20 protein-coding genes are annotated in these 23,266 nt (G+C 63.3%); 7 read left to right on the top strand and 13 right to left on the bottom strand.

Annotated elements, in window-relative coordinates; all coding sequences use genetic code 11:
* Positions 1-44: 44 nt before the first annotated feature.
* A complete protein-coding gene (locus DEJ54_RS08270) occupies positions 45-764 on the bottom strand; it encodes a copper homeostasis protein CutC (RefSeq protein WP_113154147.1) in 720 nt (239 codons plus the stop codon).
* Positions 748-1,650 (bottom strand): ROK family protein, encoded by a 903-nt coding sequence (locus tag DEJ54_RS08265; RefSeq protein WP_113156165.1) that lies wholly within the window; start codon positions 1,648-1,650, stop codon positions 748-750. Before DEJ54_RS08265 ends, DEJ54_RS08270 begins: the two co-directional genes overlap by 17 nt.
* Positions 1,651-1,720: 70 nt before the next feature.
* On the opposite strand from DEJ54_RS08265, the gene DEJ54_RS08260 reads away from it, so the two are divergent.
* On the top strand, positions 1,721-2,722 hold the full coding sequence (locus DEJ54_RS08260; RefSeq protein WP_065815699.1) for a LacI family DNA-binding transcriptional regulator: 1,002 nt from the start codon (positions 1,721-1,723) through the stop codon (positions 2,720-2,722).
* A gap of 65 nt (positions 2,723-2,787) precedes the next feature.
* Here the strand turns inward: DEJ54_RS08260 and DEJ54_RS08255 are convergent, their stop codons facing one another.
* The 9 genes from DEJ54_RS08255 to DEJ54_RS08215 all read right to left on the bottom strand — a co-directional run bounded on the left by DEJ54_RS08255 (position 2,788) and on the right by DEJ54_RS08215 (position 10,656).
* On the bottom strand, positions 2,788-3,582 hold the full coding sequence (locus DEJ54_RS08255) for a transporter substrate-binding domain-containing protein (protein WP_113154146.1): 795 nt from the start codon (positions 3,580-3,582) through the stop codon (positions 2,788-2,790).
* 19 nt (positions 3,583-3,601) lie between these two features.
* Positions 3,602-4,519 (bottom strand): isoaspartyl peptidase/L-asparaginase, encoded by a 918-nt coding sequence (locus DEJ54_RS08250; RefSeq protein ID WP_113154145.1) that lies wholly within the window; start codon positions 4,517-4,519, stop codon positions 3,602-3,604.
* Positions 4,520-4,522: 3 nt separating this feature from the next.
* A complete protein-coding gene (locus tag DEJ54_RS08245; RefSeq protein ID WP_113154144.1) occupies positions 4,523-5,257 on the bottom strand; it encodes an amino acid ABC transporter ATP-binding protein in 735 nt (244 codons plus the stop codon).
* 1 nt (position 5,258) lies between these two features.
* A complete protein-coding gene (locus tag DEJ54_RS08240; protein WP_113154143.1) occupies positions 5,259-5,930 on the bottom strand; it encodes an ABC transporter permease subunit in 672 nt (223 codons plus the stop codon).
* Positions 5,927-6,601: an amino acid ABC transporter permease gene (locus DEJ54_RS08235; RefSeq protein ID WP_222473790.1), complete on the bottom strand. Its 675-nt coding sequence runs from the start codon at positions 6,599-6,601 to the stop codon at positions 5,927-5,929. Before DEJ54_RS08235 ends, DEJ54_RS08240 begins: the two co-directional genes overlap by 4 nt.
* A 280-nt stretch (positions 6,602-6,881) precedes the next feature.
* Positions 6,882-7,688 (bottom strand): amino acid ABC transporter ATP-binding protein, encoded by an 807-nt coding sequence (locus DEJ54_RS08230; protein WP_113154141.1) that lies wholly within the window; start codon positions 7,686-7,688, stop codon positions 6,882-6,884.
* Positions 7,685-8,632, bottom strand: coding sequence for an amino acid ABC transporter permease (locus tag DEJ54_RS08225; protein ID WP_113154140.1), 948 nt, complete (start codon positions 8,630-8,632; stop codon positions 7,685-7,687). Before DEJ54_RS08225 ends, DEJ54_RS08230 begins: the two co-directional genes overlap by 4 nt.
* Before the next feature lie 38 nt (positions 8,633-8,670).
* Positions 8,671-9,528 carry an ABC transporter substrate-binding protein gene (locus DEJ54_RS08220; RefSeq protein WP_113154139.1) on the bottom strand — a complete coding sequence of 286 codons (858 nt, stop codon included), beginning with the start codon at positions 9,526-9,528 and terminating at the stop codon, positions 8,671-8,673.
* A gap of 111 nt (positions 9,529-9,639) precedes the next feature.
* Positions 9,640-10,656, bottom strand: a complete 1,017-nt coding sequence (locus tag DEJ54_RS08215; RefSeq protein WP_113156164.1) for an isopenicillin N synthase family oxygenase — start codon at positions 10,654-10,656, stop codon at positions 9,640-9,642.
* 97 nt (positions 10,657-10,753) lie between these two features.
* Here DEJ54_RS08215 and DEJ54_RS08210 point away from each other — a divergent pair, with 97 nt between their 5' ends.
* The 6 genes from DEJ54_RS08210 (at position 10,754) to DEJ54_RS08185 (ending at position 16,155) form a co-directional block, all read left to right on the top strand.
* Positions 10,754-11,698, top strand: a complete 945-nt coding sequence (locus tag DEJ54_RS08210) for a nucleoside hydrolase (RefSeq protein WP_113156163.1) — start codon at positions 10,754-10,756, stop codon at positions 11,696-11,698.
* Between the two features lie 176 nt (positions 11,699-11,874).
* On the top strand, positions 11,875-12,525 hold the full coding sequence (locus DEJ54_RS08205; protein WP_113156162.1) for a TetR/AcrR family transcriptional regulator: 651 nt from the start codon (positions 11,875-11,877) through the stop codon (positions 12,523-12,525).
* A 164-nt stretch (positions 12,526-12,689) separates the two neighbouring features.
* Positions 12,690-12,887, top strand: coding sequence for a hypothetical protein (locus DEJ54_RS08200; protein WP_113154138.1), 198 nt, complete (start codon positions 12,690-12,692; stop codon positions 12,885-12,887).
* Positions 12,888-13,061: 174 nt separating this feature from the next.
* The gene (locus tag DEJ54_RS08195; RefSeq protein WP_113154137.1) at positions 13,062-14,024 is read left to right on the top strand and encodes a GAF domain-containing protein; all 963 of its coding nucleotides are present in this window, start codon (positions 13,062-13,064) and stop codon (positions 14,022-14,024) included.
* A 148-nt stretch (positions 14,025-14,172) separates the two neighbouring features.
* Entirely contained in the window at positions 14,173-15,690 is a 1,518-nt protein-coding gene (gene adh, locus DEJ54_RS08190; protein WP_113154136.1) for an aldehyde dehydrogenase, read from the top strand.
* Positions 15,691-15,774: 84 nt separating this feature from the next.
* A complete protein-coding gene (locus DEJ54_RS08185; protein WP_224873615.1) occupies positions 15,775-16,155 on the top strand; it encodes a DUF779 domain-containing protein in 381 nt (126 codons plus the stop codon).
* A 3-nt stretch (positions 16,156-16,158) separates the two neighbouring features.
* Here the strand turns inward: DEJ54_RS08185 and metH are convergent, their stop codons facing one another.
* Positions 16,159-19,941, bottom strand: a complete 3,783-nt coding sequence (metH, locus tag DEJ54_RS08180; protein WP_113154135.1) for a methionine synthase — start codon at positions 19,939-19,941, stop codon at positions 16,159-16,161.
* Between the two features lie 147 nt (positions 19,942-20,088).
* Positions 20,089-23,130, bottom strand: a complete 3,042-nt coding sequence (locus DEJ54_RS08175) for an aminotransferase class III-fold pyridoxal phosphate-dependent enzyme (protein WP_113154134.1) — start codon at positions 23,128-23,130, stop codon at positions 20,089-20,091.
* Between the last annotated feature and the right edge of the window lie 136 nt (positions 23,131-23,266).

The raw sequence follows: 23,266 nt of genomic DNA, 5'->3' as shown, positions 1-23,266 counted from the left end.
CTGATCGGGCGAGGCGGCGTTTTTCCAGAAACACTGCCTCGCCTCTAAAGGCTTTCGAGCACCGTCTTCATCTGCCGGATTTTCTCCGCCGAGGTCCGGCGCTCGGTCTGCGGCGCAAAGCCGAATGCGGCAAGCCGTTCATCGGTGGGAACAGAGATTCCACAAGACGCATGAAACGCGCTTATGCCCGTCCGCTCGGAAATCGCGACGGCATTCTCGGGAGCGACACCGGACCCGACCATGATCTCGATGCGCTCGCCGGCATGCGCCTGCATGTCTTTGAGTGCCGAGAGCCCGTCAATGGCCGTCAATGCACCGCCTGACGTGAGAATTCTCTCAAAGCCAAGCGCAATGGCCGTGTCGATCGCCGCCAGCCGGTCTTCCACCGTGTCGATCACGCGGTGCAGGGTGCGCCCCATGCCGTCGCTGGCCGCGCAGAGCACCGAAAGCACGGCTTCGTCGAGAAGGCCGTTAGCGGTCGCCGCCCCCAGAACCACGCCGGCAAGGCCCGCATCCCGCGCCGCCGCAATGTCATCCACCATCAGCGCAACCTCACGCTCGCCGAAGCAGAAATCGCCCTGGCGCGGCCGGATCATGGCATAGGCCGGCACGCCGCACCCTGCCGCCGCCCGCATCAGGCCCGGCGATGGCGTCAGCCCGCCAAGCGGCAGCGCCGAGCACAGCTCAATCCTGTCCGCCCCGCCCTCGACGCAGGTTTCCACGCCTTCAAGCGTGTCCACGCAAACCTCAAGCGTTGCCCGCATTGTGTGCCTCCCTTGCAAAGATTGCAGCGCCCGCCAGCGCCTTTTCCGCACCGCCCTGAACCGGGACAAGCAGCCGTTCGCTGCGCTCGATCAGGCAGCGCTGACGCACCTCTCTATCAAGCGCTTCAATGAGTGTTTCATCCTGCGCCAGCCCGCCGCTGACCGGGATGATGGACGGATCGACCATGTTGACGATGTTGGCCAGCGCGCCGCCGACAATGTCGAGAAAGACATCGACGGTGCGTGTCGCCCATTCCTCGCCGGCATGCCATTGCGCAAGGATCGTCACGCTGTCGCTCTCGATGCCATGCAGGTGCCGGTGCAGCCGCTCGATGCCGCGCGCGGCCCCCAGCGTGTCGACACAGCCCACCTGGCCGCAGCCGCATTCAATCGCCGGCAAAACGGTGCCCGTGCGCATCGCGCTTGCCGGGCCGTGACCCCATTCCCCGGCATTGCCGGTCGCGCCCGTCATCACCCGGCCATCGATCACCACCGCGCCGCCAATGCCCGTTCCGATGATTGCGGCGAGCACCTGCCGGTGTCCGATGCCCACGCCCGTCTGCGCTTCGGCGAGCGCAAAAGCGTTTGCATCGTTGATGACATAGACCGGGCGCGAGAGTGTTTCGCGCAGATCTGCGGCCACGTTGCGGCCGGTGATGCAGGGAATGTTGGCGCTGCGCGCAAGCCCGGTCACGGGATCGATAACCGCCGCGATGGAGATGCCCACCGGCACATCGCCCTCGCCTGCCATCGCCTTCACCGTTTCGCGAAAAGCGTCGTAATCACGCGCGGGCGTCGCCTGCCTGCCGCGAATGACGGGCCTGTTGTCCGATCCCATGTCGGCAACGATGGCCTTGGACCCGCCGATGTCAAAACAACATATCATTTCAATTCTTTCGTGTTTGATGGCATAAGGCCGCGAAGGCCAGAACATTACAAGAAGACCGGAAGAATCCATGCCCGAAGACAAACCCGCGCGACGCAAAAGGCCGACGATTGCCGATGTCGCAAAGCGGGCGGGCGTGGCGCCGGCGATTGTCTCCCGTGCGCTCTCGCCGGAGCGCCGTCCGGTCTCGCGCGAGAAGCGCGAGCGTGTTCTGAAGGCGGCCGCGGAGCTTGGCTACAACCAGAACCCGCTGGCGCGCGGCCTGGCTACCAATTCGCTCGACATGGTGGCGGTCATCGTCAACCACATCACCGATCTTTCCGATCTCGACCTGTTCGACCCGCTGCTCGAAGCGATCCAGGCGCTCGGCAAGCAGGCCGTCATCATCCGTGTCGGCAACACCGAGAAGATCGAGGATTTTCTGCGCAACAGCGCCGCGTTTCACGTTCATGCAGCGCTCGTCTTTTCCGACTTCGCCGACGCCGAAGGCGTGCGCACGCTGTTCCACAGCGACAATGTTCTGATGCTCAACGGGCGCTTCGACGCCAAGTCCGCCTACATCACCATCGACGAGGCGGCAGGCATTCGCGAGGCCGTGACGCGCGCGCTGGAACGCGGGGCGAAGACCGGCGCGCTGGTCACCGGCCGTCAGACCTCGCTCATTGAGCAGGCCCGCATTCAGGCCTATCGCGACATCTGCGCCGGGGCAGGTCTCGATCTCGTTCAGGAGCTGCAGGGCGACTATTCCTATGCGTCGGGGCTCAGCCTTGCCGGCCGCATCGACGGCGCAAGCCTTCCCGATGCTATTTTCTGCACCTCGGACGCCATGGCCATGGGCATGATGGACGGGCTGAGGGCGCGTGATCTTCTGCCGCCGCGCGACTATCGTCTTTACGGGTTCGACGCCGTGGTGAACGCCAATTTCAACGCCTTCGACATCTCCTCGATCGGCTTTGACAAGGCGGAACTGATCCATGGCATTTCGATGTTTCTGAAGGATCCGGCCGGCTATCGCGACCACCCGGAAGTGCATGAACTGCGCACCCGTTTCGTCGAGCGCAGCACCGGCTGACAAACCGACATTCGATCAATGAGAATGCCCGCCGGCAAGGTTGCTCGCCAGCGGGCCGTTCGGGTTTACCAGAGCGGGTTCAGCTCCGGCGGGTTGGCGTCTTCGCCCCACCACTTCTTGTAGTTTGCCTCATAGGCGCCGGACTGGATGTAGTCCGAGACAAACATGTCGAGCCAGCGCACGAAATCCGGATCGCCCTTGGCGACGGCAATGCCGATCGGATCGTTGGAATAGAGACCCGGCACCGTGACCAGACCTTCTTCCTGTGCTGCGAGATAGTCGAGCATGGAGGAATCCTCGATGCCGGCGTCAACGCGCTTCTGGCGCAGCAGCAGAACGCCATCCGGCGAGAACGTGTCGGTGTAGACCAGTTCCGCACCCGGCACTTCACGCTTCAGGAAGGCTTCACCCGTGGTGCCGCGCCCCACAACGACGCGCTTGCCATCGAGGTCGGCGAGGGTCTTGATCCCTGCATCGGTCTGGGCAATCACGCGCAGGCCGGCGCGGTTGTAGGGGATCGAGAAGCTCACCGCCTTGGCGCGGGGCAGCGTTGCAGACGTGTTTGCGACCACGATGTCGAGCTGGCCGGAAACCAGCATCGAAACACGCGCATCGCCCGAAACGTCGGTGAACTCCACCGGCACGCCGATCTTCTCGGCAAGCAGGGTGGCCACGTCCACGTCGTAGCCGACGGGGTTGTTCTTGTCGTCGCGGAAGCCGATGGGCTCGCCGCCCAGCGACACGCCGATGCGCACCTTGCCGCGCTCGATGATGTCATCCAGCATGCCGGCTGCCGCCGGTCCGGCGAGCGCGGCACAGGCCGCCAGCGCCACGATGGTCTTCTTCACGAGAGATTTCATTGAACTCCTCCTTCTTAAATCAGATCGGTTGCGATTGCCGCTTTTCCGGAGCGGCCATGGAAGGCTCCCAGAACCAGTAGGCAACGGTGCCCTGGCCATGGAGATTGACGACACGGTGATTGCCGTGCGTGTCGAGCGCGTGGATCACCACTTCGCCGATGAAACCGGTGTCGAGCGCGAGCAGATCGTCGGCTGCACTCTGGATCGCGTCATCGAGAGACAGACCGCATTTCATGCCGTGTACGATTGCGTGCGCCGTCGCCGAACGCATGGTCATCTCGCCGGTATGCGTGCACGCCGCCGCGCCATAGCGGCTGTCGGCGTAAAAGCCTGCGCCGGGGATCGGGCTGTCGCCCACGCGGCCCGGATATTTCCACGCCCAGCCCGAAGTCGAGGTGACGGTCGCAATCCCGCCGGTCTGGTCCTGCCCCAGAAACACGGTCGTGTCGCGCACCCGCTCGGGGTCGGTGATCGCGCCCAGAAGCCCCGCCAGCGGTGTGTCGGGGAAAGCGCCCTTCTGTTCCTCGGTCATCAGGCCGTCGAGCTTTTCCCACCAGACGTGCTTGCTGTCCGGATAGAGCATGTCGTCGGTCGTGAAACCGATTTCATCAGCAAACCTGCGCGCGCCCTCTCCGGTCAGCATCACATGGGGCAGCCGGCGCATCACCTCGCAGGCGAGCGCGGCCACATGCAGCGTGCGCGGAACGGCGGCCACCGTGCCCACGGCGCGGGTCGTCCCGTCCATCACGCCGGCGTCGCATTCCATCACGCCCAGCATGTTGGGCCAGCCGCCATAGCCGACGCTGCGCACCTTCGGATCGGCCTCCACGAAGCCGATACCGCGCACCAGCGCATCCACGGCGGATTTCCCGTTCTTCAGGTCGGCAATGGATTCGGAAAATCCGGCTTCGGCCTCGCAATTGGCAAGAAGTATCACGCGTCAGTCTTTCTTCATCTTGGTCAGGAACTGGCGGATGCGCGGCACGGCAAAGCCGCCATCCTCCGCAAAGAAACGTTCGGTGGGCATGTCGACGATGAGTTCGCCCTGCTCCAGAAAAACGATGCGGCTGGAGATGCGCCGCGCAAACTCGACCTCGTGGGTCACGAACAGCATCGTCGTGCCGCCGCGCGCAAGCTCGGCCAGAATGTCCAGAACCTCGCCCGTCATCTCCGGATCGAGCGCGCTCGTCACCTCGTCCAGCAGCAGGTAACGCGGGTCCATCGCAAGCGCCCGGCAGATGCCCACGCGCTGACGCTGGCCGCCCGACAGGCGCTGCGGATAGGCCGTCGCGAGCTCGGCGAGCCCCACCAGCTTCAGGAGTTCGCGCGCCCGCGCCTCGGCTTCCGCGCGCGGCTTCTTCAAAACGTTGATCGGCGCCAGCGTGATGTTCTCCAGCGCCGTCATGTGCGGGTAGAGATTGAACAGCTGGAACACCGTCGCCGAGCGCCGCCGCGCCGCCGCGAGCCCCGCCTTGGTGGACACATCATTGCCATCGACGGTGATCCGCCCGCCAGAGACAGCCTCCAGCCCGTTGATGCAGCGGATCAGCGTCGACTTGCCCGAACCGCTCGAGCCCAGAATGGTCACCACCTCGCCCGGCTCGATGGTCAGGTTGATGCGCTTCAGGACCGTCGTTTCGCCAAAACGCTTTTCGACGTCTTCAATGACAATCATGTCAGATTCCTTCCCAGACGACCGACCTGCGCAGCCGCTTTTCAATGCGCGCGCCCATACTCGCCAGAAGCTTTGCCAGCGCGTAGTAGAGGAGCCCCACCACGGTCCACACGATGAATGGCTCGAGCGTGCGCAGATTGAGAATGTTGCCGATCTTGGTCAGATCGAACACGCCGATGACCGAGATCAGCGATGTGACCTGAAGCTGGTTCACCAGAAGGCCGACCAGCGGCCCGATGGAGAACGCGGCAGCCTGCGGCAGAAGCACGAAGCGCAGGATCTGCCAGCGCGAATGCCCATAGACCTTTGCCGCCGCCACCTGCTCCGCCTCCACCGCATCGATGCCCGAGCGGAAGATCACGAATGCGAACGCCGCCGTGTTCAGGCTGATGGTGAGCGATGCCGCCACGAATGGCGTCATGTTGATGTGAAAGAAGGCCGGCAGGCCGAAGAAAACCAGAAAGAGCTGAACCAGAACCGGCGAGTTCTTGAGCGCTTCGCTGATGGTGACGATCACCTGCCGCAGCACCGGCACGCGGTAATAGTCGACCAGGGTGAAGAGCGCCGCGATCAGAAGCCCGACAAGCGTGGTGAGCGTGAAGAGCCCCACCGTGACGCCCAGCCCCTGCGCAAGCAGCACCAGATCATAGGGCGTGAAGTCTGCATACCTCATGCCGCGCCTCCCGTATCCATCGCCCGGTTGAGCCGCCTGTGAACCGTGTTGATCAGAAGCGACAGCGCATAGGTGAGCGAGGCGTAGAGAACGAGCAGCACGAGATAGACCTCGAACGGCTTGAAGGTGGTCGAAGCCACGATCTTGGCGGTGCCCGTCAGTTCATTGATCGTGATCGTCGACAGGATCGAGGAGGTCAGAACCATGTTGATCAGCACCGAGCCCATCGGGCGCACGGAGGTGCGCAGCGCAATTGGTAGAACGATTTTGGTAAAAATGGTCCAGCGGCTGAGGCCACTCACCTTCGCCGCCTCGATCACCCCCTGATCCACCGCCAGAATGCCCGAGCGGATGACATCGGAAACAAACGCGCCACCGATGATCGACAGGGCGATCACCCCGGTCTCGAACGCGCCGATATAGATGCCGATTTCCGGCAGGCCGTAGAAGAAGAAAAAAAGCTGAACGATGAACGGCGTGTTGCGGAACACGTCGCTATAGGCGAACGCAACCCCGCGCACGATCCGGTTTCCGGACGTGCGAAGCGACGCCATCAATGCCCCGATGAGAACCGCCCCGATGATTGCCAGCGTACAGGCGAACACGGTGAGCAGAAACCCGTCGAGCATGAAGGGCAGGTGCGGCCGAAGCGTAACCCAGAGCTGATTCAACGTCCCCCCTCTCCTCAAAAGTGAAAGCGCTTTCATTTAATGAGACAGTCGCCGCCCGTGTCAAGGCCGCAGGCGCGGATTCATCCCGCGCGTCCATGGAAAGCATGTTGATTGTGGAAGAGGCATGACGCCCGTGAGATCTGCTCAACGGCGCGACTGGAGCAATTCCAGGAAAAGGGGGAGCACTCTAACCCCGAAAAATCAAAAAGCTGACCCCGCCTCCCGGCAGAGCGGGAGACGGGGTCGAAAGCGCTGGAAATTAATTTACCGGCAAACCGGATCAGAGCACCTTGGAGAGGAACTCTTTCGTGCGCGGCGACTGCGGATTGGCAATCATTTCGCGCGGGTTGCCCTCTTCGACGATCACGCCGCCATCCATGAAGATCAGCTGATCGCCGATCTCGCGGGCAAAGCCGATTTCATGGGTCACCACCACCATGGTCATGCCGGTTTCGGCAAGATCGCGCATGACCTGCAGAACCTCGCCCACAAGCTCGGGATCGAGCGCGGAAGTGGGTTCGTCAAAAAGCAGAACCTTGGGCTTCATCGCCATGGCGCGGGCAATGGCCACACGCTGCTGCTGGCCACCGGAGAGTTCGCGCGGATAGCTGTCGACCTTCTCGGACAGGCCGACACGGGCAAGCAGCTCCAGCGCCTCGCTCTTGGCCTGCTCCACCGGCACGCGGCGCACATGCACCGGCGCTTCGATCAGGTTCTCCATCACCGTCATGTGCGAGAACAGGTTGAACGACTGAAACAGCATGCCGATCTCGGCGCGCCGCTGGCAAAGCTCGTTGTCCTTCACCTCATAGAGCCTGTCCTTGCGCAGATCGTAGCCAACGAATGCGCCGTCGACGAGCAGAATGCCGCCGGTCAGCTTTTCCAGATGGTTGATGCAGCGCAGGAACGTGCTCTTGCCGGAGCCGGAAGGCCCGATGATGCAGGCGACCGAGCCCTTCGGAACGTCGATGTCCACGCCCTTCAGAACGTCCAGCGTTCCAAAGGATTTGCGCACGCCGCGCGCGAACACCATGGAGTCTTCCGGCACGCCGAAGCGGGCGCGGTTTTCAGATGGAGTGTTGCTCATGTCGCCGCTCCCTTTGCGCGGGTTCCGAAGGCATTGCGCAGGAGGCGCGTGGTCAGGGACTGGCTGCGGGTTTCACTGCGGCCGAAATGGCGCTCCAGGAAATGCTGCCCCACCGACATGATCGAGACCACGGCAAGATACCAGACGGCCACCACGATGAGCAGCGGAATGGTCTCGAAGGTGCGCGCATAGATCGACTGCGCCGAATAGAACAGGTCGTCCACGGCGATGAAGGTCACCAGCGAGGTCAGCTTCAGAAGATTGATTGCCTCATTGCCCGTCGGCGGCACGACGAAACGCATGGCCTGCGGCAGCACGATGCGCTTCAGGATGTTGCGATAGGGCATGCCCAGTGCGCTTGCCGCTTCCGACTGGCCGGTCGGCACCGACTTGATGCCGGCGCGGATGATCTCGGCCATGTAGCCCGCCTCGCAAAGCGAGAGCGCCACAACGGCGGAGAAGAAAGGCGTCATGAAATCATTGGTGCGGATCGAGAAGATTTCACCGACGAAAGGAAGTGTCAGCGAGAATTCGCGCACCAGCAGCGCCAGGTTGAACCAGAAGATCAGCTGGATCAGCGCCGGCACGCCGCGGAAGAACCACACATAGGCGCCCGCGAAGCTGCGCAGCACCGGGCTTGGCGACACGCGCATCACCGCGACGATGGTGCCGATGACGATCGCCAGGAACATGATGACGACCGTCAGCACGAGCGTGGTCATGAGACCGCTCATGATCGACGGATGGAAGAGGTAGCCGGCGGCTGTCTCCCATCCGAAGGCCGGATTGACGGCAAAGGCGCGCAGGATGAAGTACGATAGCACCAGGGTGAACGCCGTCCCGATCCAGATGCCGTAATTGCGGCGCGGCACGACGACGAGACGGTCGACCTCCTCCACCACGGATGGCTGGGGCCGAGCCTTGCTCGTATCAACCTTGCTCATCGTTTCTCCAAACTCGCTACAGTGGGACTACAGGCCGATTACTCGGCCCGCAGCGCGTCCATGGTGTCGACGAAATAGGGTTCCTTGATCGCGTAGGCGCCCATTCCATACTTGTCGAGGATCGACTGATAGGTGCCGTTCTCGAACAGTTCGGCGAGTGCCGCGACCATCATGTCGGCGGTTGCCTGATCGCCCTTCGCAATGGCGAGGCCAAGCGGCGCGACGTCATAAAGCGTCGGCAGAACGATGAGCTTGCCATTGCTCGTGACCTCGAAATAGCTCGATGCGGTCGCGTCATCAACGCGGGCGTCGATGCGGTCGGCGAGCACGGCCTGTATGATGTCCGTCGACGTGTTGAACACCGACTTGTCGATCGCTTCCTTGCCCTTCTCGGTGCATTCGGCGCTCAGCTTGTCGACCAGGAAGTCGGAACCGCTGCCCGCCGAAACGCCCACGCGCTTGCCGCAAAGCGGCATGTCGCCGGCGAAGTCGTCCTTCTTCTCGGGCGATGTCGAAGCCGCGATGCCGGCCTTGATGAACATCACGAAGTCGACCTGCTCCAGGCGCTCGGGCTTGGCCGAAAAGGTTTCCCAGGCGATCTTGAAGCGACCGGCCGCCAGGCCGGGGATCATCGAGGGGAACGGGGTGCGCTGCACATCAAGCTCGGCATCCACCAGCTTGGCGACTTCGCCGGCCAGTTCGATGATGATGCCGGTCGGCTTGCCGTCTGCATCAAGATACTCGAAAGGCGCGAAATCGATCGTGTTGGCGACCGACAGCTTGCCGCTTTCCGTAACTTCCGGCGCAACCGGAATGTCGGAAGCCGATGCCGAAGCGCTCAGCCCCATCAGTGCGGCAAGGCCGAGGCCCGCCATCTGCGAAACATGTTTGTTCATACCCGTTCTCCTCTGGACTTATCCATATATGCCTCAGCCCCCGAGGCATAATCCCTTTGAAAACGGCCCTGGCGTCCTTCGGGACGATCAAGGCCGTTTCAAGCGCGAAGATCAGTTCGCCGCAGCTTCTTCAGCGGCTTTCTTCTTGCGGTAATGATAGTTCTTGTCGATGCGCTCCATCAGGTAATCCCCATAGAGCACCGGCTCGTATTTCGGTGCAGCGCCCTCGGGCACGCAGGCCGGCAGCGCCTCGATCTGCGCTTCCATCGACGGATCGAAGAAGAAGGGCTGCGAGTAGCGCTCACGGCCCGACCGGTTGATCACCCGGTGCGGCGTGGAGACGAACACGTCGTTCGACCAGCGGGCGAGGATGTCGCCCACATTCATGACGAAGGAGTTCGGGATCGGCGGAGCCGGCACCCAGTCGCCACCCTTGTTCTTGACCTCGAGACCGCCGACATCGTCCTGCGCGAGCAGGGTGATGAAACCGTAATCGGTGTGCGGTGCGGAGCCGAACAGCCCCTCTTCCGCCGGCTGCGTGGGATAGTGCAGAAGGCGCAGGAAGGTGGTCGGATCGTCGAAATGGCTGTTCAGCTCGTCCGGCGACAGGCCGAGCGAGATGGAGATCGCGCCAACCATCTTGCGGGCCAGCGTGTTCATCTGGTCCACATAGCGCTCGATGGTCTCGCGGAACTCCGGCAGCATCACGGCGTCCGGCCACTGGTTCGGCCCCTGAAGCGGCTTGTCCGCAGCCACGCGCGGATCATCAGCGTCGACCTCATGCATGAAGAAGAGCGACTCGCTCTGGTTCGGCTTGCTCACGGTCGCGACCGACGAGGTGACGATGGTGGAGCCGGCGAACGGCAGGTAACCGCGGAAGTTCTTGTCGATCCGCAGTTTCAGCTTTTCTTCTTCGGGCAGAGCGAAGAACTGCCGGCTCGCCTCGCGTACGGCCTCGATGTCCTCCTGCGCGATCTGGTGACCGATGATGTAGAGGAAGCCGATGTTTTCCAGATAGCCGCGCAGCGTCGACGCGACTGCGCGCACGGCGTCCTCGTCGCCGCCATAAAGACCCGAGACGTCGAGAACCGGAATCTCCGAAAAATCGCCGCGTTCACTCGTTGACATGACCACCATCCCAGCTTGAAGATACTATACAGTACTGTATTTATGCATATCGGATTGTGCTCGGCAATAGCCGAATCAGACGGAAATGGGAACCGACATGGCGCCACGTAAGATCATCATCGATACCGACCCGGGGCAGGACGACGCCTTCGCGATCCTGTTCGCCCTGGGTTCCCCGGAAGAACTCGAAGTGGTTGGCATCACGACCGTTGGCGGCAATGTGCCCCTTTCGCTCACCACCAAGAACGCGCTCAAAGTTGTGGAACTTGCAGGCCGCCCCGACGTGCCGGTCTTCGCAGGCTGCCCCGGACCGATGGTGAAGCCTCTGATGACGGCGGAATATGTCCACGGCGAAACCGGGCTGGACGGCGCCGAACTCCCCGAGCCGACGACGCCCGTGCAGGACGAGCATGCCGTCAACTGGATGGTTCGCACGATCATGGACGCGCCCGAAGGCGAGATCACCGTCTGCACGCTCGGGCCGATGACGAACCTCGCCATGGCCATGACCATGGAGCCGCGCATCATCCCCCGCATCCGCGAAGTCGTGCTGATGGGCGGCGGCTTCTTCGAGGGCGGCAACGCCACGCCGGCAGCCGAGTTCAACATCTTCGTCGACCCGCATGCGGCCCACAAGGTGTTCCACTCGGGCGCACCCGTCACCATGGCCCCCATCGACTGCACCTACACCGCACAGATGACGCCGGAATGGCTCGAAACGCTGGGCGCCACCGGCAGCCGCGCCGCACTCGAGGCCGCCAACATGGCCGGTTTCTTCTGCCAGTATGGCGATCATAAATTCCCGACCAAGGCGCGGCCGATCCACGATGCCTGCGTCACCGGCTATCTGCTCGTTCCGCAGGCCTATGAGCAGCGCGAGTGCTATGTCACGGTCGACATCTCCTCGTCCGAGACCATTGGCATGACGGTGGTCGACTGGTGGCACGTCACCGGCAAGCCGAAAAACGTCAATGTGCTGCGTCGGATCGATCCGGCTCCGTTCTTCGACCTCATGCTGGAGCGCATCAGCGCCCTGCCCTGACGCAATCGCGGCAATGCACGATGGCGCTGCGCACCCAACGGGGTGCGCAGACCACTTTAGAGTTTACGGATGACCGGCCCCGCAACTTCTGTTAGCGAAAGCCGTTCGACAGGAAAGAGACCAGCAGGTTCCCAGAACAACAGCGCGTGAATGCGCACCAGAAGTGGAGGCAGCCCGTGGCGCAGAAGAAGGCATCGAAATCCGCAAAGGACAAGAAGACGTCATCGCGCCAGACGCTGTCCCGTGAAGCCTGGGCCAGGGCGGCGCGCAAGGTTCTGGAAAAGCGGGGCATCGCCGAGGTCAAGATCGACCGCCTCGCCCGCCACTTCAAGGTCACGCGCGGCAGCTTCTATTTCCACTTTTCCAGCCTCAAGGATCTCCACGAAGAGCTTTTGAACGAATGGCGTCGTGCCAATTGCGCGCCCTTCGAGGCCAAGCGCGACATCACCGATGTCGACGGGCTGCAGTTCTTCACGGAGATCGTTCACATCTGGGTGGATGAAGACCCTTTCAGCCCGCTTCTGGATCTCGCCGTGCGTGACTGGTCGCGCACCTCGAAAGCGCTCGGTCAGGAAGTCGCCCGCATGGACGACCTGCGCATCACGCTCCTGCAACGCGCCTTTCGCGCCATGGGATACGGGCCGGAGGAGAGCCTTGTGCGCGCCCGGCTGACCTATTTCCACCAGATCGGGCAATACGCGCTCTCCTTCAAGGAAGATCCCGACCAGCGCAAACGCCATGCGCCCATCTACGGAAAAGTGCTGCTCGCGCCGCTGGTCCAGGAGCCCAACCTGCCAAAAGACTGGCAGGACGGGGAAGACCGTTAAACGGCAACCAGTTGTCGCGTTTAAAGGCTTCACGACCGGCAAGAAGCGCGAAATCGGTGCATTTCTGCAACTATTTCGAGCCGGCTAAGAATAAACCGTTGACGAAAGAAAATTTCTAAATAGGTTGCCGCTACGTAATTTCGGGTGGGGGCCCTATGGGACGAGTGATCGAGATCATCGCAATCGCGGTGATCTGTTGGGGTGTGTTGTTTTCATTTTTCTGGGTGGTGAACACCGCGTTTTTTTGCCCGCGCTATTCCAATGCGCAGGCTGCAATTCATATTGCGGAAGCTGTCGGCCTCTGCGTCATCATCATCTTTCTTTTGGACTTATTCATCGCCCGGGTCAGCCAGAGGAAGTAGCGGTTCGAGTATTCAGCATCGCCCGCACCGCATCTCATCCAATGGTCTATTGACAGATCCGCTCCAGCAAAGAGACTGACTGAAAGACACTGTCAGACGGCCCGGGAGGCCGGGAGCCAAGACAGCGTGGAGGCGCTGGCTGGCAGTGGCAGGCAAACCATGGGGAGGAAAGCCATGGATGGACGCAGTCTGTCGTATCATGCGGACAGGGTTCTGGCGGCGGTCGATTCCAACCGCTCGGCCAAGTCCGCGCTCGTGGCGTCGTGGCAGCGCTCCTGCCGGCTCCATCGGCTCGACCCGGCCGAACGCCGCAACCCGGAACGCATTTCCGATGCGGAACTGGCTGCCGCCCGCGCGCGGCTCGAACCGCTTCTCCGCTCCGCGCAAACCCCGCTCGACCAGCTTTTCCTCGCCGTCGGCAGCTCCGGCTGCTGTGTGGTTCTGGCCGACCGGCAGGGCATTCTGATGGAACGGCGCGGCACGCCGGGCGATGACGAGACTTTCCGCCAGTGGGGGCTGTGGACCGGCACGGTCTGGAGCGAGCAAAGCGAAGGCACCAATGGCATCGGCACCTGCCTCGTGGAGCGCCGCACGCTGACAATCCACCGCGACCAGCACTTCCACTCCCGCAACACGCTTCTCTCCTGCACCACCGCGCCGGTCTACGATCATGAGGGCCATCTGGCGGGCGCGCTCGACGTTTCTTCCTGCCGCGCCGATTTGACCGACGGCTTTGTCAGTCTCATCGCCACCGCGGCCAGCGATGCCGCCCGCCGCATCGAGGCGGAGGCGTTTCGCCTCGCCTATCCACAGGCACGCATCATGCTCCTGCCGGCGGCGGACCCGTCAGCCCTCATCGCGGTCGACAGCGACGATCTGGTGATCGGCGCAACACGCACGGCCCGCGCGCTTCTCGACCTCCCGCCTGGCCCGCTTGCCAATCCACTGCCCGCATGCGACGTGCTGGGCGGCCCGCAGACCGCGTCGCCCGGCCTTGCCGGGGCCGAGCGCAGCGCCCTTCAGCGCGCGCTTGTCAGCGCCGGCGGCAATGTTTCCGAGGCCGCGCGCCAGCTCGGCATTTCCCGCGCCACCATGCATCGCAAGATGGCCAGGCTCGGCGTCGGCCGCACCCATTAGCGCCTTCCGGGATGTTTTGATGCGTCACCTGTCGCAGATCTGAGACAGGTGACGCACGCCCCCGCTCTTCCCCCTCTGCCGCACCGGAAAACCCGCGCCTACCCTTCCCTTCATGCCGCATGACGCGGTTTGAATTCGGGAGGATTTCATGAACAAGGTTGAATTCGCACGCAGCGCGAAAGCGCCCTTCGCAAAGCGTTATGACAATTTCATCGGCGGCGCGTGGGTCGCGCCGAAATCCGGGCGCTATTTCGAAAACACCTCGCCGGTCACCGGCCAGCCGCTGGGCGAAATCGCCCGCTCCGACGCAGCCGACGTGGAGCTGGCGCTCGACGCCGCCCACAAGGCCAAGGACGCCTGGGGCCGCACCAGCCCGGCTGAACGCGCCCTCATGCTCAACCGCATCGCCGACCGGATGGAAGAAAACCTCGAGCTTCTGGCGCGCGCGGAAACCTGGGACAATGGCAAGCCGATCCGCGAAACGACCGCAGCCGACGTACCGCTCGCCATCGATCATTTCCGCTACTTTGCCGGCGTCCTTCGCAGCCAGGAAGGCTCCATCTCGCAGATCGACGACGATACGGTCGCCTATCATTTCCATGAGCCGCTGGGCGTGGTCGGCCAGATCATCCCGTGGAACTTCCCGCTTCTCATGGCCTGCTGGAAGCTCGCGCCTGCGCTCGCCGCCGGCAATTGCGTGGTGCTGAAGCCCGCCGAGCAGACCCCGGCCTCGATCATGCTGTGGGCCGATCTCATCGGCGACATTCTGCCGGAAGGCGTTCTGAACATCGTCAACGGTTTCGGCCTTGAAGCCGGCAAACCGCTCGCATCCTCCAACCGCATCGCCAAGATCGCCTTCACCGGCGAAACCACGACCGGCCGGCTCATCATGCAGTATGCCAGCCAGAACCTGATCCCGGTCACGCTGGAGCTTGGCGGCAAGTCGCCCAACATCTTCTTCAAGGATGTCACCGCCGAGGATGACGACTTCTTCGACAAGGCCATCGAGGGCTTTGTCATGTTCGCGCTCAACCAGGGCGAGGTCTGCACCTGCCCGAGCCGCGCCCTCATCCATGAGGAGATCTATGACGCGTTCATGGAGCGCGCCCTGAAGCGCGTGGAGCAGATCGTGCAGGGCGACCCGCTCGACCCGGCCACCATGATCGGCGCGCAGGCATCCTCCGAGCAGCTTGAGAAGATCCTGAGCTACATCGACATCGGCAGGCAGGAAGGCGCGGAAGTGCTGACCGGCGGCGAGCAGGCGCATCTGCCCGGCGATCTGGCCGGCGGCTACTACGTCAAGCCGACGGTCTTCAAGGGCCACAACAAGATGCGCGTCTTCCAGGAAGAGATTTTTGGCCCCGTCGTTTCGGTCACGACCTTCAAGGACGATGCCGAGGCCATGGAAATCGCCAATGACACGCTCTACGGCCTGGGCGCGGGCATCTGGAGCCGCGACGCAAACCGTCTCTACCGCTTTGGCCGGGGCATTCAGGCGGGCCGCGTGTGGACCAATTGCTACCACGCCTATCCGGCCCATGCGGCCTTCGGCGGCTACAAACAGTCCGGCATCGGTCGTGAAACGCACAAGATGATGCTCGACCACTACCAGCAGACCAAGAACATGCTGGTCAGCTACAGCCCCAAGAAGCTGGGCTTCTTCTGAGAAAAGGAAAGCCGGCTTTCGCTGGCGTCAGACTGGCCTTTCCCCGTTCGCGGGGGAAGGCATCCGCTTCGATGGAGCTTCCCCATGTCCACCAGCGCCAGACCCATGTCCAACAAAGCCAGACATGACAAGGTTTCTGCAACGCCCGAAGCGCGTGCGCTTCTGGACGAGATCATCGCCGATCATGGCCCCGTCCTCTTTCACCAGTCGGGCGGCTGCTGCGATGGATCTTCACCCATGTGCTACCCGCGCGGCGATTTCATCGTCGGCGATCAGGACGTGCTTCTGGGCCATATCGGCGACACGCCGGTGTTCATCAGCGCATCGCAGTTCGAGGCGTGGAAACACACCGACCTGATCATCGACGTGGTGCCGGGGCGCGGCGGCATGTTTTCGCTCGATAACGGGCGCGAAAAACGCTTTCTCACCCGCTCGCGCGTCTGCGCCGCACCCGTCCGCGAATAGGCCCTATTCGGCGGCTTCCGTGTAGGAGGCCGGCAGATAGTTGAGAACCGGCCCGAGCCAGCGCTCCACATCCCCCACGGCCATGCCCTTGCGCGCGGCATAGTCTTCCACCTGGTCGCGCTCGACCTTGGCAACGCCGAAATAATAGCTTTCGGGATGCGACAGGTAGAGGCCCGAGACCGACGAGCCCGGCCACATGGCCATGCTTTCGGTCAGTTGCACACCCGAATTCTTCTCCGCATCCAGAAGCCTGAACAGCGTCACCTTCTCGGTGTGGTCGGGTTGCGCCGGGTAACCCGGAGCCGGGCGGATGCCGAGATACGGCTCGGCAATCAGCTCTTCAGGCGTGTAGCTTTCATCGCCCGCATAACCCCAGAACTCCTTGCGCACCTTCTCATGCATGCGCTCGGCAAAGGCTTCCGCAAACCGGTCGGCCAGCGCCTTCACGAGGATCGAGTTGTAGTCGTCATTTGCCCGCTCGAAGCGCTCGGCAATCGCCACTTCCTCGATGCCCGCCGTCACGACGAACCCGCCGATCCAGTCCGGCTTGCCGCTGTCCACCGGCGCAACGAAGTCCGACAGCGCGACATTCGGCTTGCCGCCGCGCTTGGTAAGCTGCTGGCGCAGGGTGAAGAAGGTCTCAAGCTCTTCTTCGCGGGTTTCATCCGTGAAGAGCCGCACATCATCGCCAACCGCATTGGCCGGCCAGAAGCCCACCACTGCGCGCGGTGCGAACCACTTCTCGTCGATGATCTTCTTCAGCATGGCCTGCGCATCGGCAAAGAGCTGCCGCGCCGCCTCGCCCTGCTTCTCGTCCTCGAGAATTTTGGGGTAACGCCCCTTCAGTTCCCAGGTCTGGAAGAACGGCGTCCAGTCGATGTAGCGCGCCAGCTCCTCAAGATCCCAGCTTTCGAACACTTTCGTGCCGGTGAAGGCGGGCTGCGGCGGCGTGTAGTCCGCCCAGTCGATCCGGTGCGGATTGGCGCGCGCCCTTGCGATCGGCAGACGCTGCTTCTCGCGCTCGGAGCGCTCATGCGCCTCGGTCACCTTGCGATATTCCTCGCGCACGCCATCGATATAGCCGCCACGCGCGTCCGGCGAAAGCAGGTTCGAGACCACGCCCACCGCACGGCTCGCATCGTTCACGTGAACCGCCTGCCCGCGATCATAGCTCGGATGGATCTTCACCGCCGTGTGAACACGGCTGGTCGTCGCACCGCCGATCAGAAGCGGGATGTCGAACCCTTCGCGCTCCATTTCGGCTGCCACATGCACCATCTCGTCAAGTGACGGGGTGATCAGGCCGGAAAGCCCGATAATGTCGACCTTCTCTTCGCGCGCGGTCTCGAGGATCTTTGCCGCCGGCACCATCACGCCGAGATCGATGATCTCGTAATTGTTGCAGGCGAGAACCACGCCGACGATGTTCTTGCCGATGTCGTGGACATCGCCCTTCACCGTGGCCATCAGGATCTTGCCGGCGCTCTGGCGTTCGCCGCCGCCATTGGCCTTCTTTTCCTCCTCCATATAGGGGAGCAGAACGGCCACGGCCTGCTTCATCACGCGGGCGGATTTCACCACCTGCGGCAGGAACATCTTGCCTGCGCCGAACAGGTCGCCGACCACGTTCATGCCGGCCATCAGCGGCCCTTCGATCACGTGCAGCGGGCGCTCGGCGTTCAGCCGCGCTTCCTCGGTGTCCGCGTCGATATATTCCGTTATGCCGTTGACCAGCGCATGCTCCAGCCGCTTCTCGACCGGCAGCTCACGCCAGGAAAGGTCCTTTTCCTTGGCCTCGCGCCCGCCAGTGCCGCGAAAACGCTCGGCAATCTCCAGCATGCGCTCCGTCGCCGTGCCGCCGGCCTTCGGCGTGCGGTTCAGAACCACGTCTTCGCAGGCCTCGCGCAGCTCGGCATCGATGGCGTCATAGACGGCCAGCTGACCGGCATTGACGATGCCCATGTCCATGCCCGCCTGAATGGCGTGATAGAGGAACACCGCGTGCATTGCCTCGCGCACGGGCTCATTGCCGCGGAACGAGAAGGAAAGGTTCGACACGCCGCCCGAGATATGGACATGCGGCAGGGTGCGAATGATCTCGCGCGTCGCCTCGATGAAGTCGACGCCGTAATTGTCGTGCTCCTCGATACCGGTCGCGATCGCGAACACATTCGGATCGAAGATGATGTCTTCGGGAGCGACACCGGCCTTCTCGGTCAGAAGCCTGTAGGCGCGGGTGCAGATTTCCACCTTGCGCGCCTCGGTGTCGGCCTGACCGGTTTCGTCAAAGGCCATCACGACCATTGCCGCGCCATACATGCGGCACAGATTGGCCTGATGCAGGAACGCCTCCTCGCCTTCCTTGAGCGAGATGGAGTTCACCACGGCCTTGCCCTGCACGCATTTGAGGCCCGCTTCGATCACCTCCCATTTGGAGGAGTCGATCATCACCGGCACACGCGCGATATCGGGTTCCGCCGCCACCAGATTGAGGAATTCGATCATCGCCTTTTTGGAGTCGATCAGGCCCTCATCCATGTTGATGTCGATGATCTGCGCGCCGCCTTCTACCTGGTTGCGCGCGACATCCAGAGCGGTCGCGTAATCACCGGCGGTGATGAGCTTGCGGAACTTTGCCGAGCCCGTGACATTGGTGCGCTCGCCCACATTGACGAAGGGAATGTCGTCGGTCAGCGTGAAGGGCTCGAGCCCCGAAAGGCGCATCTGAGGCGCACGCTCGGGAATGCTGCGCGGCGCGTGCTTGGCCACCGCGTCGCGGATCGCGGCAATGTGCTCCGGCGTCGAACCGCAGCAGCCGCCGACCACGTTGATCAGCCCCTCGCGCGCAAACTCCTCGACCTGCGCAGCCATGGTCTCCGGGCTTTCGTCATACTGGCCGAAGGCGTTCGGAAGACCGGCGTTCGGATAGGCGCAGATCAGCGTGTCGGCCACGCCCGAAAGCTCCGCCAGATGCGGGCGCATGGCCGCAGCGCCCAGCGCGCAGTTCAGACCGATGGTGAGCGGCTTGGCGTGCCGCACCGAATGCCAGAAGGCCGTCGGCGTCTGGCCGGAAAGCGTGCGTCCGGAAAGGTCGGTGATCGTGCCGGAGATCATCACCGGCAAGCGCACGCCGCGCTCTGCGAAGATTTCCTCGCATGCGAAGATCGCCGCCTTGGCGTTCAGCGTGTCAAAGATGGTTTCGATCAGCACGATGTCCGTGCCGCCATCGAGCAGCCCGCGCAGCTGTTCGCCATAGGCGACGCGCAGATCGTCGAAAGTCACGGCGCGGTAGCCGGGATTGTTGACGTCCGGCGAGATGGAGGCGGTGCGGTTGGTCGGCCCGAGCGCACCGGCCACGAAGCGGCGCACGCCGTCCTTCTGCTCGGCGCGGATCGCCGCGCGGCGGGCAAGCCGCGCACCGTCGCGGTTCAGCTCATAGACCATGTCTTCCATGCCGTAATCGGCCTGGGCGATGGTCGTGGAAGAGAAGGTGTTCGTCTCGAGAATGTCCGCGCCCGCCATCGCATAGCGGAAGTGCTCTTCCTCGATGGCCTTGGGCTGCGTCAGGTTGAGCAGATCATTGTTGCCCTGCTGGTGGCAGGCGCAGCCGGTGAAGCGGTCGCCGCGGAAATGATCCTCGTTGAAACCCAGGCCCTGGATCTGCGTGCCCATCGCGCCGTCGAGGATGAGAATGCGCTCGCGCGCGGCCTTGTTCAGCGCGGCGAAGATTTCCGATCCGTCCGGCTTTTCGCCGACCGGCCCAAACAGTTCATCGATAGACGGCATGTGCGACGCTTTTCATCCTTGATACGACAATGGACCTGCATCACATAAAGATATCTTTATGTCAACATGCAGGCCCGTTGATCATATCGCGGTCCAGCGTCGCATCCATGCCTTTTCGCAGGCCCTGTCAGGCCCGGTCAGACCCGGTCAGATCTTGGCCACCGCCTCGAAACTTTCTTCCAGAACGCCGAGCAGATGGTCCGCATTGGCCCTGGAGAAGATCATCGAGGGGCGCATCTTCAGCACATTGTCATGCGGCCCTTCGGTGCCCATCAGAACGCCCCGCGCCCGCGCCTCGTTGCAGATGGCGCGCGCCGTCGCCGTGGCCGGAACCTTGCTCTCACGGTCTTCCACCAGCTCGATGCCGAGGAACAGGCCCATGCCGCGCACATCGCCGATCACGGGGTAACGCGTCTGGAGTTCGGCAAAGCCGGCTTTCAGATACTCGCCGATTGCCGCTGCATTCTCCCGCAGGCCGTCGCGCTCGATCGTGTCGATCACCGCAAGCCCCACCGCGCAGGAAACCGGGTTGCCGCCGAACGTGTTGAAATACTCCATGCCGTTCTGGAAGGATTCCGCGATCTCCCGGCGCACCACCAGCGCGCCCATGGGGTGACCATTGCCAATGGGCTTGCCCACCGTTGCGATGTCCGGCACCACGCCCTGCGTCTCGAATGCCCACCAGTGGCTGCCGATGCGGCCAAAGCCCACCTGCACCTCGTCGGCGATGCAGATGCCGCCTGCCGCACGCACCATGCGGTACACCTCGTCCAGATAGCCTTCCGGCATGAACACCTGCCCGGCAACGCTCGGGATGGATTCGGCAATGAAGAAGCCCGGAGCCTCGCCCTTGGCCGCCATGGCGTCGATCTGCTCGCCCACGCTGGCGGCAAAGCGCTTCGCCAGCTCTTCCTGCGGCCAGTCGGCCGGCGCGCGATAGGCGTCCGGCAGGTCGGCCACGTGCACATGCGGCCTGGGGCCATGCCCGCCCTTGCGGCGGAACTTGTAGGGGCTGAGATCGATCAGCTCCTGCGTCGTGCCGTGATAGGACCAGTCGAGAACGATGGCGTTCTCCCGGCCCGTATGCGCCCGCATCATGCGCAGCGCCAGACTGTTTGCCTCCGAGCCCGAATTCACGAAGGCCGCAATGCCCAGCTCCTTCGGCATGGTTGCCGTCAGCCGCTCCGCATAGGCGACGATGTTGTCGTGCAGATAGCGCGTATTGGTGTTGAGCGTTGCCGCCTGTGTGGCGAGCGCCTCCACCACCGCCGGGTGGCAATGGCCCAGATGGCAGACATTGTTGAAACAATCGAGATAAGCGCGGCCACGGTCATCGATCAGCCACACGCCCTCGCCCTTCACGAACTTGATCGGCTCCTCATAGGAAATCGACAGGTTCGGCAGGAGCAGCGACTGGCGCTTCTCCACGATCTCGGCCTTGGAAAGCCGCCCCGCATCAACCGCCACAAGCCCGGCAAAGTCGCTGGCGTCGGGGAACAGTTCCCCCCACGTTTCCAGATAGCGCGTCTCGCCGACGCCCAGAATGTCGTCGGCGCTCATCGTCGTGTCGCAGGAAATCTGCAGGTGCAGATGGGGCATCCAGCCGCCATTTTCCTTCGGCCCGCCCATATGGGCCAGAAACGCGCCGGCCTCGACCCGGTCGCCCACCTTCAGACGGTCCGCAACCTCATGGGCAAGATGCCCCCACAGCGACAGGAAGGCCGGGCCGTCTTCCGGCTCATGCTCCAGCACCATCACCGCGCCATAGCCAAGCCGCGCGGCCTCCACGCCCACTTCCTTCACCGTGCCGGCAAGCGGCGCATAAAGCGCGACTCCCGCCGGCAGGAAAAGATCGAGCCCCAGATGGCGCCTGCGGCGCTCGCCGGCGATCAGGCGGGATTCGAAAATCTCGCTGGTGTAGACGCCGCGCTCCTCGCCCCATGGGCCAATGCCCAGAATGCGCGTCGCGTCGCCCACCGCGTCTTCCCAGAGCGCCTGCGCCTCGTCCGGCCGCTCTTCAGCCGAGGCGATGGCAATTGGGTCGCTCTGGTCGCCAAGCGGCACATGGGCGGTCGGATAGCTCGCCGCCGCGCGCACCAGCACCGGCGCGAAATTGCGGCGGTTGTCCGCCAGCCAGCCCTTCACCGCGCGCGCGCCGGGCCTCGCCTCGAAGCCGCAGGCATTGCGCAGAATGGCCGTGGCGAAACGCGGATCCATCGCGCCGAGCCGGCGCAGAAGATCCCACGCGGGCTTTTCGCTCACCGCGAGATAGGGATTGTCGGCCACTTCCGACTGGCGGCTGGCCGAGATCGTCACCGAGGTGACGAGCCGCATGGCGACAAGATCGAACAGAAGGTCGACCTCTTCTTCACGCAGCGGATACTGCGCATGGAAACCGGCCGCCAGCGCGCCGATGGCCCCCAGCGGGTCGTCGCAGTCAAGCGCGCCGTATGCGCCGGCAATGGCCACTTCGCAGATCAGCGCGCTGTAGAGCGCATCGCCGAAATCGATCAGGCCGCAGATCTTCGTGTGGTCCGCCGGATCGACCAGCACATTCCAGTCATTGGCGTCGTTGTGGATCACCCCGCCGCGCAGGCAGGAGAGCCGTGGCAGAACATCGGCTTCGAAACGGTCGATGAAGCGCTCTGCCAGCGCGCGGTCATCCGCATCCCGGATCTTGTCCAGCCGCGCGCGGCTGTTGCCGGCAAGGCGCAGATCCCAGTCCAGCGGGCGCACCGCGCCGGGATGCATGAAACCGTTGAGCGCATTGTTGAAACGGCCAAGCAGTTCGCCGAGGCTTTCCATGGCCGCCTCGCTGCGCGGCGCCTCGGCAAGCGGCATGCCCTCGATCCAGCTGACAAGCCGCAGCCGGTGCGTTCCGCCACTGGCGGAAACCGCCTCGCCAAGCGCCTCGCCTTTCAAGGTCGGCAGGAGCGCCGGCACGGGCAGGTCGGGCGCGTGCCGGGCCATGTGCTGCAGGAGCGCCGTCTGGAAATCGCTTTCCAGGGCGGGTTCAGCCGCATTGATGATCTTGAAGATGAACGCGCCTTCCGGCGTCTTCACCCGGACATTCTGGTCCCGCTCGCTTTCCAGCGCCGAAAGCGCGCCTTCAATGCCATACACATCCAGCAGAAGCCGGCGCACCTCTTCCTCGGAAAAGCGCGGAACCGTGTCGAGAATTGCAGTCATTCGCCCTAATCTCCCAAGCGCAGCTCTGGATCGTCCCGCATCCACCCGGACGCACAGGAACGATCTGGACCGGGCGGCAGACCTGTCATCCACCCATGCCTGCCCGGCCCGATGCCGCTATCCGTTTCACGATGCG

Origin of the sequence: Nitratireductor sp. OM-1, from assembly GCF_003296175.1 — a bacterium.
GTDB classification, from domain to species: domain Bacteria; phylum Pseudomonadota; class Alphaproteobacteria; order Rhizobiales; family Rhizobiaceae; genus Nitratireductor; species Nitratireductor aquimarinus.
The sequence above is the reverse complement of the archived record's forward strand: the minus strand, read 5'-3'. Positions and strand labels throughout refer to the sequence as shown.